Annotated in this window: 13 protein-coding genes; 10 read left to right on the plus strand and 3 right to left on the minus strand. The window is 65.0% G+C overall.

The window, feature by feature from the left end:
- Window positions 1-51: 51 nt before the first annotated feature.
- From ahaH to NO978_RS18445, 10 genes are all read left to right on the plus strand, one after another.
- On the plus strand, window positions 52-384 hold the full coding sequence (gene ahaH / locus NO978_RS18400) for an ATP synthase archaeal subunit H (protein WP_257300998.1): 333 nt from the start codon (window positions 52-54) through the stop codon (window positions 382-384).
- Window positions 371-2,560, plus strand: coding sequence for a V-type ATP synthase subunit I (locus tag NO978_RS18405; protein ID WP_257300999.1), 2,190 nt, complete (start codon window positions 371-373; stop codon window positions 2,558-2,560). The genes ahaH and NO978_RS18405 overlap by 14 nt, the downstream gene beginning before the upstream one ends.
- A 217-nt stretch (window positions 2,561-2,777) precedes the next feature.
- The gene (locus NO978_RS18410; RefSeq protein WP_368086026.1) at window positions 2,778-3,035 is read left to right on the plus strand and encodes a hypothetical protein; all 258 of its coding nucleotides are present in this window, start codon (window positions 2,778-2,780) and stop codon (window positions 3,033-3,035) included.
- Window positions 3,036-3,054: 19 nt separating this feature from the next.
- Window positions 3,055-3,639, plus strand: coding sequence for a V-type ATP synthase subunit E (locus NO978_RS18415; RefSeq protein WP_257301000.1), 585 nt, complete (start codon window positions 3,055-3,057; stop codon window positions 3,637-3,639).
- Window positions 3,636-4,697, plus strand: a complete 1,062-nt coding sequence (locus tag NO978_RS18420) for a V-type ATP synthase subunit C (protein WP_257301001.1) — start codon at window positions 3,636-3,638, stop codon at window positions 4,695-4,697. The genes NO978_RS18415 and NO978_RS18420 overlap by 4 nt, the downstream gene beginning before the upstream one ends.
- Window positions 4,694-5,017: a V-type ATP synthase subunit F gene (locus NO978_RS18425; protein WP_257301002.1), complete on the plus strand. Its 324-nt coding sequence runs from the start codon at window positions 4,694-4,696 to the stop codon at window positions 5,015-5,017. The genes NO978_RS18420 and NO978_RS18425 overlap by 4 nt, the downstream gene beginning before the upstream one ends.
- A 3-nt stretch (window positions 5,018-5,020) precedes the next feature.
- Window positions 5,021-6,790, plus strand: coding sequence for an ATP synthase subunit A (locus tag NO978_RS18430; RefSeq protein WP_257301003.1), 1,770 nt, complete (start codon window positions 5,021-5,023; stop codon window positions 6,788-6,790).
- Between the two features lie 2 nt (window positions 6,791-6,792).
- Window positions 6,793-8,208 (plus strand): ATP synthase subunit B, encoded by a 1,416-nt coding sequence (locus NO978_RS18435; RefSeq protein ID WP_257301004.1) that lies wholly within the window; start codon window positions 6,793-6,795, stop codon window positions 8,206-8,208.
- Window positions 8,209-8,424: 216 nt separating this feature from the next.
- Window positions 8,425-9,108 (plus strand): V-type ATP synthase subunit D, encoded by a 684-nt coding sequence (locus tag NO978_RS18440; RefSeq protein ID WP_257301005.1) that lies wholly within the window; start codon window positions 8,425-8,427, stop codon window positions 9,106-9,108.
- A 42-nt stretch (window positions 9,109-9,150) separates the two neighbouring features.
- The gene (locus NO978_RS18445) at window positions 9,151-9,543 is read left to right on the plus strand and encodes a DUF6276 family protein (protein WP_257301006.1); all 393 of its coding nucleotides are present in this window, start codon (window positions 9,151-9,153) and stop codon (window positions 9,541-9,543) included.
- Between the two features lie 124 nt (window positions 9,544-9,667).
- On the opposite strand, the gene NO978_RS18450 is transcribed toward NO978_RS18445, so the two are convergent.
- The 3 genes from NO978_RS18450 to prf1 form a co-directional block, all read right to left on the minus strand.
- Window positions 9,668-10,432 carry a winged helix-turn-helix domain-containing protein gene (locus tag NO978_RS18450; RefSeq protein ID WP_257301007.1) on the minus strand — a complete coding sequence of 255 codons (765 nt, stop codon included), beginning with the start codon at window positions 10,430-10,432 and terminating at the stop codon, window positions 9,668-9,670.
- Window positions 10,433-10,477: 45 nt separating this feature from the next.
- The gene (locus tag NO978_RS18455; RefSeq protein WP_257301008.1) at window positions 10,478-11,011 is read right to left on the minus strand and encodes a hypothetical protein; all 534 of its coding nucleotides are present in this window, start codon (window positions 11,009-11,011) and stop codon (window positions 10,478-10,480) included.
- A gap of 110 nt (window positions 11,012-11,121) precedes the next feature.
- Window positions 11,122-12,363, minus strand: a complete 1,242-nt coding sequence (gene prf1, locus NO978_RS18460; RefSeq protein ID WP_257301009.1) for a peptide chain release factor aRF-1 — start codon at window positions 12,361-12,363, stop codon at window positions 11,122-11,124.
- Window positions 12,364-12,721 lie beyond the last annotated feature (358 nt).

The raw sequence follows: 12,721 nt of genomic DNA on the forward strand, positions 1-12,721 counted from the left end.
CCTTTCGCAACTACCTTATAGGCGCTGTGTAAACTCCCGACTGTTCAATCCATGCCGAGGCCAGAGGTTCTCGAAGAAATAAAGGAGGCCGAGACAGCGGCCGACGAGATCGTCGCCGAGGCGGAGGCCGACCGCGACGACCGTATCGCCGAGGCTCGAAAGCGCGCCGACGAGATCCGTCAGGAGGCGGAGGAGGAGGCACGCGAGCTCGAAGAGCAGCGGCTCGAAGCGGCCAGAGAAGAAATCGAGGCGGAACGCGATCGCATCCTCGAAGAGGGTGAATCCGAACGCGAGGGGCTTCGCGCCCGCGCCGACGGTCGCGTCGACGATGTCGTCGCGTACGTCCTCGATACCTTCCAGGAGGAGGTACATGCTCAGACCTGAGCAGATGAGCAAGGTCTCGGTGACCGGGTCCAAGGCGGTCATGGACCCCGTCATCGAGACGGTACACGACCTCAACCGGGTCCACCTGAGCGACTACGACGGTTCCTGGGAGGGGTTCGACAACGGGACGCCCCGTTCGGACGCCGACGACGCGTCCGAGAAGCTCGTGACGGTCCGCTCGCTCGAGAGCATCCTCGACGTCGACGAGGAGGACGCCGGACCGAGCCGCATCGTCACCGACAAGGCGCTCGACGAGGAGCTCGAGGAGATTCGTACCGAGGCCAACGACCTCGACGACCGCCGGAACGAAGTCGAGAGCGAGCTCCGCGAGGTCGAGGAGGAGATCGAGGAGGTCGAGCCGTTCACGACGCTCGACGTCCCCCTCGATCTGCTCTCGGGTTACGACTCGCTGCACGTCGCCGTCGGTCAGGGCGAGCCGGAGGCAGTGCGCCGCGTGCTCGAGGACTCGAAGGCGATTCGCACGTTCGACATCGAGATCGGTGACCAGCTCGTCGCCGTCTTCGCATACCCAGAGTCGAACGCACGCGAGAGCATCCTCGACGACCTGCTCGTGCAGGCGAGCTTCACGCGGACGGAGGTTCCGGACGCGGAGGGTGACGCCGCGAGCTACATCGAGGAGCTCCGGCACCGCAAGCAGCAACTCGAGTCGAAGCACTCGACCATCGAGGACGAGATCGACGACCTGCGCCTCGACGCCGCCGGCTTCCTGCTGGCCGCCGAGGAACGTCTCACCATCGACGTCCAGAAGTCCGAGGCACCGCTCCAGTTCGCGACGACCGAGAGCGCGTTCGTCGCCGAGGGCTGGATTCCGACCGAGGAGGTCGACCACCTGAAGGCCGAGCTCGCCGACGTGGTCGGCAACCGCGTCGATGTCGACGAGATCGAGCGGGCGAAGTACCGCGACGGCCACGCGACCGACACCGAGCACGTCGCGCCCGAGGACGAGAGCGGCGACAAGGCAGCTGCGACCGATGGCGGCGTCGTCACGATGAACGACTCGCCGCCGACGATGCAGGAGAACGTCGACCCTGCGGAGCCGTTCGAGCTCCTGACGAAGATGGTCGGGCTCCCGAGCTACGACGAGCTCGACCCGACGTTCTTCATCATGCTGACGTTCCCGGCGTTCTTCGGCTTCATGATCGGGGACCTCGGATACGGTATCCTCTACGCCGCGGCCGGCTTCTTCCTGTACAGCCGGTTCGACAGCGACGCCATCCGTTCGCTCGGTGGCATCGGCATCTGGGCCGGTGCCTTCACGATGCTGTTCGGCGTGCTGTACGGCGAGATATTCGGACTGCACGTCGTCGGCGAGGTGCTGTTCAACGGCAGCCCGCCGATGCACAAGGGACTGCAGCCGAAGTACGGGCAGTTCGCACAGACCTGGCTGTTCGTCAGCGTGCTCGCTGGCCTGGCACACATGACGCTCGGGTACTTCTCGGGCGTGGTCAACAACCTCAGCCACGGCATCAAGGAGGTCCTCTACGATGATCTCTCGTGGCTCACCATGATGCTGGGGCTCTGGCTCGCCATCCTCAGCCGGGCCGGCCGTGACATCAAGCCGGACTTCATGTTCGAGACGCTCGGTGGGCCGGAAGCGGCCTACGAGCTCGGCTACACCGGGCTCCCCGAGTCCGCAGCGTTCGTCGGCCTCGGGATGTTCGCCCTGGGCCTCGTCGTGATGACCTACGGCGAGTTCCAGCACATGGGCGTACCCGGGCTCGTCGTCGGCCCGCTCGAGAGCGTCAACGTGCTCGTCAACGTGCTCTCGTACTTCCGGCTCGCCGCGGTGCTGCTGGCGAAGGCAGGGATGGCGTTCGTCGTCAACCTCCTGTTCTTCGGCGCCTGGGAGGACTCCCACGGTGCCTGGCACTTCGGGACCGGTGGTATGCCGAGCCAGACGGGCATCGAGTACCACCACCACGAGGTCGCCGACATCATGTTCGGCGGGCTGCTCCACGGCGGCATCGCGATGGCGCTCATCGGGGTCGTCATCCTCGTCGTGGGCCACTTCGCCGTGCTGATGCTCGGCATCACCAGCGCCGGCCTGCAGGGAATCCGTCTCGAGTACGTCGAGTTCTTCGACAAGTTCTACGACGGTGATGGGCGTCAGTTCACCCCGTTCGGCTACGAGCGGGAGTTCACCACCGAGGACTGAGCCCCGGCCTTTCATCACGATTCTTCCTGTTCGTTCCGGTCGGTGACCGCGACCAATCGAAACTATAATCCTCCTGGAACCCTCCAATCAGCGTTTAGAGCGGCGATATCGGCGGTTTCTTTTGGGAAGTTTTATGAAGGCCGTAGGGTGAAGTACCACCTGTTCGGAGGTACACGAAATCATGTTCGAAGCTCTCGCCGACGCCGGTATGCTCACAATGGACAGTGTCGCAAACTTCCTGCCGATGCAGGAGGAGGTACTCAACGGTAACGCCCAGCCCGCGCTCACCCAGAAGGGCGCCGCCGCAATCGGTATCGGCCTCGCAGCGATCGGCGCAGGGTACGCCGAGCGTGGTATCGGTGCAGCCGCCGTCGGCGCACTCGCCGAGGACTCCATCAGTACGGGTATCGCCGTCTTCCTGACGGTCCTGCCGGAGACCCTGGCGATCTTCGCGCTCGTCGCGCTCTTCGTCTAAACCGTTCCCCCTTCTTACAATGACCTTGGAAACAGTCGTTGAGGACATACGAGAGGAAGCCCGCGCGCGTGCGGAGGAAATCCGCGAAGAGGGCGAAGCGGAGGCCGAGTCGCTCGTCGAAGCGGCGGAGGCGGACGCCGAGGAGACCCTCGAAGCGGCCGAGCGCCGGGCGGAACGGAACGTGGAACAGGAACGCGAACGCGAACTGTCGAGCGCGAAGCTCGAGGCCAAGCAGATGCGCCTCGAGGCACGCCGGGACGTACTCGAAGCGGTCCGTGACTCCGTCGAGGAGGCCATCGTCGACCTCGATGGCGAGGACCGCGAGGAGCTGACCCGTGCGCTGCTCGACGACGCCGCGACGGAGTTCGAGGACGCGGACAGCGTTCTCGTCCACGGTCGCGCCGACGACGAGGAGCTCGTCGAGGAGATACTCGCCGACTACGACGGCTACGAGTGGGCCGGCGAGTACGACTGCCTCGGCGGCGTGGTCGTCGAGAGCGAGGAGGGTCGCCTCCGGGTCAACAACACGTTCGACTCGGTGGTCGAGGACGTCTGGGAAGACGAACTCAAGGAAATCAGCACCCGACTGTTCGACGAGCAATGAGCAAGAGCGACAGCGGTTCCAATCCGGAGTACGTCAACGCCCGGGTCAGAGCGCGTCGTGCGAAGCTCTTCGACGACGAGGACTACCGCAAGCTCGTCCGGATGGGCACCGGTGAGATCGCCCGCTACATGGAGGAGTCCGAGTACGAGACGGAGATGAACGAACTCGGCTCCCGCTACAACGGCGTCGACCTCATCGAGTACACGCTGAACCGCAACCTCGCGAAGCACTTCGAGGACATCCTCGACTGGTCGGGCGGCCAGCTGTACGACCAGCTCGCGGCGTACCTGCGCAAGTTCGACGCGTGGAACCTGAAAACGATCCTTCGGGGCGTGTATGCCGACTCGCCAAGCGAGGAGATCGAGGCCGACCTCATCCGTGCGGGCGAGTTCGACGACGCCTTCCTCGCGCGGCTCCTCGAGGTACAGGACATCGAGGGCATCGTCGAGCTCTGCTCGGGCACCATCTTCGGGCCCGGGCTGGACGAGGCGCTGGAGCAGTACCAGGAGACGCAGGCCCTCGTCCCGCTCGAGAACGCCGTCGACCGCGCGTTCTACGAGCACCTGCTCGACGACGCCGGGACGGTGACGGACGTCGACAGCCCGGCCGCGCTCTACCTGGAGTTCCTCCAGGCAGAGATCGACTTCCGGAACGTCCGGAACGCGCTCCGGCTCTCGCGAAGCGGCGCCGACATCGACCCCGCGGAGTACTTCATCGAGGGCGGTCGGCTGTTCGACGCGGACGAGCTGACCCAGCTGGTGACGAACACGGACGAACTCGTCGCCCGGATCCGCGACAGTGCGTACGGAGACGACCTGTCCGCGGCGCTCAACGAGCTGGAGGAGGCGGAGAGCCTCATCGGGTTCGAGAACGCGCTCGACGCGGCGCTACAGGAGTACGCGGACCACTTCTCGAACTCGTTCCCGATCTCGGTAACCCCGATTCTCGCGTACATCATCGCGAAGGAGCGGGAGACCGACAACATCCGCGCCATCGCACGCGGCAAGGAGGCGGGACTGAACGAGGACGAGATCGAAGCGGAGCTGGTCACGATATGAGCCAGGAGATAGCCGTCATCGGCAGTCCGGAGTTCACCACCGGCTTCCGGCTGGCTGGCGTTCGGAAGTTCGAGAACGTCACGCCGGAGGAGAAGTCGGACGAGCTGGACGACGCCGTCCGGTCGGTCGCACGGGACCAGGAGGTCGGCATCGTCGTGATGCACGCGGAGGACCTCGACTACCTCTCGCGCGAACCACGCAGCATCGTCGATACGAGCGTCGAGCCGACGTTCGTGACCGTCGGCGGTGAGGCCGGGAGCAGCGGACTGCGCGAACAGATCAAACGAGCCATCGGCATCGACCTGATGGAGGAAGACTGATACATGAGCCAAGCAACAGATTCGGAGGCCGTTCGCGAGGACGGCGTCATCGAGAGCGTGAGCGGTCCGGTCGTGACCGCCACGGACCTCGGGGCCAAGATGAACGACGTCGTCTACGTCGGTGACGAGGGCCTGATGGGCGAGGTCATCGAGATTGAAGGGAACCTGTCCACGATTCAGGTGTACGAGGAGACCTCGGCGGTCGCGCCGGGCGAACCCGTCGAGAACACGGGCGAGCCGCTCTCCGTGGACCTCGGCCCGGGCATGCTGGACACCATCTACGACGGCGTTCAGCGCCCGCTCGACGTCCTGCAGGAGAAGATGAACTCGGCGTTCCTCGACCGCGGTGTCGACGCACCGGGTATCGACCTGGAGCGGACCTGGGAGTTCGAGCCCACCGTCGAGGAGGGCGACGAGGTCGAGCCCGGCGACGTGGTCGGTATCGTCGAGGAGACCGTCACCATCGATCACAAGGTCATGGTGCCCCCGGGATACGAGGGTGGCGAGGTCGCTGCCATCGAAGCCGGCAAATTCACCGTCGAGGAGACGGTCGCCGAGCTGGACACTGGCGAGGAGATCCAGATGCGCCAGGAGTGGCCCGTCCGGTCCCCGCGCCCGAGCGCGGACAAGCAGACGCCGACGACGCCGCTGATCTCCGGTCAGCGCATCCTCGACGGGCTGTTCCCGCTCGCGAAGGGCGGGACGGCCGCGATTCCGGGGCCCTTCGGCTCCGGAAAGACGGTCACGCAGCAGTCGCTCGCGAAGTTCTCGGACGCGGACATCGTCGTCTACATCGGCTGTGGCGAGCGCGGCAACGAGATGACCGAAGTCATCGACGACTTCCCGGACCTGCCGGACCCCCAGACGGGGAACGCGCTGATGGCCCGGACCTGCCTCATCGCCAACACGTCGAACATGCCGGTCGCGGCGCGTGAGTCCTGTGTGTACACGGGTATCACCATCGCCGAGTTCTACCGCGACATGGGCTACGACGTCGCGCTGATGGCCGACTCCACCTCACGGTGGGCCGAGGCCATGCGTGAGATCTCTTCCCGACTGGAGGAGATGCCCGGTGAGGAGGGCTACCCCGCGTACCTCGCCGCGCGCCTCTCGCAGTTCTACGAGCGGGCCGGCTACTTCGAGAACATCAACGGCACCGAGGGTTCCATCTCGGTCATCGGCGCGGTGTCGCCGCCGGGCGGCGACTTCTCCGAGCCGGTCACCCAGAACACGCTGCGCATCGTGAAGACGTTCTGGGCGCTGGACGCCGACCTCGCGGAACGGCGTCACTTCCCCGCAATCAACTGGGACGAGTCGTACTCGCTGTATCAGGACCAGCTCGACCCCTGGTACCGAGAGAACGTCGCGGAAGACTACCCCGAGGTGCGCCAGTGGGCGGTCGACACGCTCGACGAGGAGGGCGAGCTTCAGGAGATCGTCCAGCTCGTCGGCAAGGACGCGCTGCCGCCGGACCAGCAGCTCACGCTCGAGGTCGCGCGCTACCTGCGCGAGGCGTGGCTCCAGCAGAACGCGTTCATCGAGGTCGACCAGTACTGCCCGCCGGAGAAGACCTACGGTATCCTCACGGCGATCAAGCACTTCAACGACGAGGCGTTCGAGGCGCTCGACGCCGGTGTGCCGGTCGAGGAGATCCAGAACATCGACGCGGCACCGCAGCTGAACCGCATCGCGACGACTGAGGACGAGGAGGCCGAGGAGTTCATCGACGAGCTCGAGGCCGACATCACGGAGCAGCTCCGGGAGCTGTACTAACAATGAAGGAGTATCAGACAATCACGGAGATCAGCGGTCCGCTGGTGTTCGCCGAGGTCGACGAGGATATCGGTTACGACGAGATCGTCGAGATCGAGACCCCGAGCGGCGACACCAAGCGCGGTCAGATTCTCGAATCCAGCAGTGGCCTCGTGGCCATCCAGGTGTTCGAGGGGACCGAGGGTATCGACACGAACTCGTCCGTCCGCTTCATGGGCGAGACGATGAAGATGCCCGTCACCGAGGACCTCCTCGGGCGGGTGCTCGACGGCTCCGGCAACCCGATCGACGGCGGGCCGGACATCGTCCCCGACGAGCGACGGGACATCGTCGGCGAGGCGATCAACCCGTACGCGCGGGAGTACCCGGAGGAGTTCATCCAGACGGGTGTCTCCGCCATCGACGGCATGAACACGCTGGTGCGCGGCCAGAAGCTGCCGATCTTCTCGGCCTCCGGGCTGCCGCACAACGACCTCGCTCTCCAGATCGCCCGGCAGGCGACCGTGCCGGAGGAGGACGAGGGCGAGGACGAGGACGAAGAGGGTGGCTCGGAGTTCGCCGTCGTCTTCGGCGCGATGGGCATCACCGCCGAGGAGGCCAACGAGTTCATGGACGACTTCGAGCGCACCGGTGCGCTGGAGCGTTCGGTCGTCTTCATGAACCTCGCGGACGACCCCGCAGTCGAGCGGACGGTCACGCCGCGGCTGGCGCTGACGACCGCGGAGTACCTCGCCTTCGACAAGGGGTACCACGTGCTCGTCATCCTGACGGACATGACCAACTACTGTGAGGCACTGCGTGAGATCGGTGCCGCACGCGAGGAGGTCCCGGGTCGCCGCGGCTACCCCGGGTACATGTACACCGACCTGGCGCAGCTGTACGAGCGCGCCGGTCGCCTGAAGGGCGTCGAGGGCTCCATCACGCAGATCCCCATCCTCACGATGCCGGGTGACGACGACACGCACCCGATTCCGGACCTGACCGGCTACATCACCGAGGGCCAGATCATGATGGACCGCGACCTGGAGAGCCAGGGCCTGAAGCCGCCGATCAACGTCCTGCCCAGCCTCTCCCGGCTGATGGACGACGGTATCGGCGAGGGCCTCACCCGTGCGGACCACGGTGGCGTGTCCGACCAGCTCTACGCCGCGTACGCGGAGGGCCAGGACCTGCGCGACCTCGTGAACATCGTCGGTCGCGAGGCGCTCTCCGAGCGTGACAACAAGTACCTCGACTTCGCGGACCAGTTCGAGTCCGAGTTCATCGACCAGGGCTTCGACACGAACCGCGACATCGACGAGACGCTGACCATCGGCTGGGACCTCCTCTCGACGCTCCCGAAGACGGAGCTCAACCGTGTCGACGAGGAGCTCATCGAGCAGTACTACCAGGAAGACGCCGAGGCCGTCGAGGCCTGAACTCGGGTTTCTATCTCTCTCTGTTTCGACGGCCGGCCAGCGGCGCTGCCGGTACTCCCGGCGGTCGTCGCCGTCAGCGACACGATTCGCCGAACGTTCAGCAGGCGTCCTCTGCTGCGACTGCCCGCTCTGTTCCTCGGGTAGCGTCGCTCTCGCGCGCTCGCGTACGGGGACAATCGTAAAGGGTTAACAGGCTGGCCGCGCAAGCGTCCCCTAATGGCCAAGGACGTCAAGCCCACCCGGAAGAACTTGATGGCGATCGAGGACCGCATCGAGTTGTCCGAGCGGGGCCACGACACGCTGGAGCAGAAGCGCGACGGCCTCATCATGGAGTTCATGGACATCCTCGACGAGGCACAGGACGTCCGTTCGAACCTGGAATCGGACTACGACACCGCCCAGAAGAAGATCAACATGGCGCGCGCCATGGAGGGCGACGTCGCGGTCCGTGGGGCTGCGGCAGCGCTGAAGGAGCACCCGGAGATCACGACCGAGTCGAACAACATCATGGGCGTCGTCGTCCCGCAGATCGAGTCCTCGAAGGTGAAGAAGTCGCTGGGCGAGCGTGGCTACGGCGTCTTGGGCACGTCCGCCCGCATCGACGAGGCCGCCGAGGCGTACGAGGAACTGCTGGAGAGCATCATCCTCGCCGCGGAGGTCGAGACGGCGATGAAGAAGATGCTCACCGAGATAGAGACGACCAAGCGCCGTGTCAACGCACTGGAGTTCAAGCTCCTGCCCGAACTCAAGGAGAACCAGGAGTTCATCGAGCAGAAACTCGAGGAGCAAGAGCGCGAGGAGATCTTCCGGATGAAGAAGATCAAGGACAAGAAGGAGGCCGAGGAAGCCGAACTCGAGGCCGAGGCGGAGCGCGAGCGAGAGGCCGTCAGCGCGGACTGATTCCGGCCTAGATTTTAGAGGTGGCCCCGCCTTGTGGGGCGTATGCAATGTTCGAACTGTCGCTCCGACACCGTCGCGTTCGCCGTCCCGGACGACGTCTCGGAGTACGCACCGGGGAACGGTTCTGCGGCGGCCATCTGCACGTCCTGTCTGAACGTCTTCGCGGTCGAGTCGCCCGACGAGGACGCTGACCTGTCCGAGGTCAGTGAGGCGTTCGAGGTCGACGAGGAGGCCGCTGTGGAGATGGCGCTCGTCGTCGGCCTGCTCTCCTCGCTCGCGCTGAACCGCTCGAAGATAGAGACGCTGCTCGAGCACGTCGAGGACCGGGGGGTGGACCCGATGCTCGTCCTCGAGGAGCTGCAGGCGGACGCCAGCCTGCAGCCGGCGGTCGCCATCGGACGTCGCCGGAGTCAACTCGAGCAGCTCATGGGTTGACGAAGTTTTTTATAGTAGGACTCGCCGGGTGAGCCACCTCGTCGGGAGGTAACGCTACTTCGGCACTCGTCATAGCACTGACTGCCGCGCGATGCGGCGTCAGACAGGGCAGGTCGTCGACGGACTACGGGGGAACAGTCTCGGCACGCATGCTGTACCTGTCGAACAGCTCGGTCGCCCACTCGACAGCGGCCGGGTTCTCGTTGAACAGGATGCCGGCGAGCCGGGCCGACGGGCCGTAGACGAGCACCACGGCCACGGTCCAGTCGTCGCCGAGGCCTACGCCGAGACCGAACGGGAGGTGGTCGACCACGCACATCTCGAAGCCGGCCTGCCTCATAGGGGGTATTTTACTGCCGAGGTTCGACGTGAGGTGGTCCGCCATCTCGCGGGTGAACACGAACGAGAGGTCCAGTCCCTCCTCGACCACCTGGTCGTGGAAGAACTGCCCGAATCCCGTGCCGGTGTCCATCGCGGACATCCCCAGATACCGGTCCGATCGGCGGATGACCTCTTTCAGCCGTTCCAGCGGTGCGGCCGGCGACGGCGGTTCGGCCCGCTCGACCTCGACGCCGGTGAGCATCTCGCGTCCGAGTTCGCTACCGTCGTCCAGCAGGTCGAGCAGCGGTCCGGCGCGGTCGACCCCGTCGAGTTCGGTGACGTGTGCGGCGCGGGACTCGGCAGCGAGTCGCCCCGAGACGGTCGCCGCGTAGCCGCCGTTCGTCCGCTCGACCAGTCCGACCGCTTCGAGGTCGCGTACGCCCCGGTCGATGGTGGAGCGGGAGGCGTCGACGTGGTCTTCCATCTCGCGTTTGGAGCGCGGTTCCTCGACCAGCAACGCGAGCAGGTCGCTGCGCCGGTGCAGCGTCCGTGCCAGGTCGTCGACCATTCAGTCAACAGGGTTGGTGTGGACGGACTTACAGTTGGTGGGTGGTCACTCGCCCGATTCCCAGTGGTAGTGGATGTGGTAGTACTGGTCGTCGAGCTCGACGAAGAACTCGTCTTCGAACAGCGTCCTGACGGTGTCCCGGAGGTAATCGACGGTCGCCTCGGCGGCATCACTCGGTGGCGCCGACTCGAACGTCCCATCCCGAATGGCCGTCCGTAGCGTCTCCAGAACCTCGATATCGACCGACACCGGGTCGACGGAGTGGACGAGTTGCCCGACGGTGAACTCGCAGAACTGCTTCCGCGTGTCGAAAGCGTGTTCGACGCTGTACTCCGCCTCGTCGTCCCCGGTGAGCGTGATGTCGATGTAGAAGTAGTCCGCCCCGTTGCTGACGAACAGGGCCTCTTCGTCGGCGTAGTCACCGGTCGCGTTTCCGGTCTCGATTGCTTCTTCGACGGGTTCGACGTCGCTCCTGTCGACGTTCTCGACCGCTCGCAACGGCCACGAGCAGACTTCCGACCGGGTCATCGGCTGGGATTCGAGCTGGATTTTCGACGTGCCACCGGTGTTCCAGAGCAAACACCCGGATAGTCCAACGACTGACAGGAAAGAAGCACCAGAAGCAATCACGGAGCGCCGTTTCATGTCGCCGCCGACGGCCAGTCTCGGTAAATGTCTTCTGCAGAGATTTAGACGCCAGTAGAGTACCGCAGCAGACCCGCGATGCCGCCGAAGGCGTTGTAGAGCTGGTCGCCCTTCTCGAAGTCGGTGGAGATGAACTTCGTCTCGGTGCCGCGCTGGTCGGCGATGTTCATGAGGAACTCGATGGCGTCCTCGCGCTTCTGGACCTCGGCCTCGGTGCCGTCCTCGCAGGTGTGGGTCGGCGTGTTCTTCCGGGCGTCGACGAGCTCGTACTCCTCGGTACCATCGGGACAGTCGTAGACGACGGCGTCCTTGCGGAGGTCCTCGGAGATGAGCAGCGTCTCGACCGACCCCATGATGAGGTTCTCGCGGGTCGGCTCGAAGCCGTAGGTGGCCTTGTTGCCGTCGTGGAGCTGCTTGAAGAAGTCCTGCATGAGCTCCTTGTCCTCCATGATCTCCGCGTCGGCGAGCACGTCCTCGGCCGAGTCGACGAGGTCGTAGAGGCCGGACTCGTCGGTGTAGGCGACGTCGAACTTGCCGAGCACCTTGTCCTGGAGCTCGTGGTGGAGGTAGTCGCCGTCGAGGAATTCGTCCTTCGTCGGGGAGGGGCCGCCGACGAGCACGCCCTGGAGGTCGTGGCGCTCGGGGACGAACAGGTCGTTTGCCATCTCCGCGACCTCCTGGTAGAAGTTGTCGATTGCCTCGAGGCGCAGGCGGGCGAAACGCTGGGCGGACTGGCCACCCTTGCGCTGCTTGCCCGGAACCAGCGAGGACGCTGACTTCACAGGCTCGACGCGCTTGCCCCGGAGCCAGCCGACGTTGGCCTCGCGCCGGTCGAGCACGATGAGGCCGTACAGGCCCTTGTCCGCGAGCATGTGCTCCAGGGGCTCGGTGAGGAACGCCGAGTCGCAGTGGTAACGGAACGACTCGACGGACTGGGGCGGAGACTCCAGTACCTTCGTCACCATATCGGTCTGGCCGCCGCCGGAGTTCACCGCGCCGGAGAAAAGCACCATGCCGTTCTCCGGGGGATTGTCGTAGTACCGGAGCCGGTCCTTGATGCTGGTGAGTGCGTCCTGGACGTTCGTCCGTGTCTGCTTGGACTTGATGTTGGACGCCTCACTGTGCTCCTGTGTGACGTGGGCCACCACGTCGCTGATTCGTCTGTCTTCGGGGACGTAGATGGTGACGAGTTGCGTACCCGACCCCTCGTAGTCGTCGAGTTCCTCGATCACCTTCCGGAACTCGTACTTCTTGCGGTCGGACTCCTCGCCCTCCTGCTGACTCATTGGAGGTTCTAGGCCCCGCTGGCGGTAAGTAACTGTTCCTTGCCCGGCAGACCCTCGCATGCGGGTGATTTTCGGCGTGGTTCCGTCACACGATTTATCCCCGAGGACGGGGCCAGACGTGGCGTGACCTGACGACGGTCGCCCCGGTGGACGAGGCGGGTGCGCGGCAACCCCTGGGGCGTGCGGTGATTGTCGCCTGCTCGCCACTCCGGAGCCGTGGCTTCATGTTTTGTATGTGTTTAGCCCGAGCTGATTTCGCCACCATCTCATAGGAGGCGCACAAATCGGGCTGTATGAGCTGGCAGCGGAGGTTCGTGATGATCCACAGGGATGGGCTCCGTCGCGGAGCCCATCCCGT

This window comes from Haloarchaeobius sp. FL176, assembly GCF_024609245.1.
Taxonomy (GTDB): Archaea; Halobacteriota; Halobacteria; order Halobacteriales; family Natrialbaceae; genus Haloarchaeobius.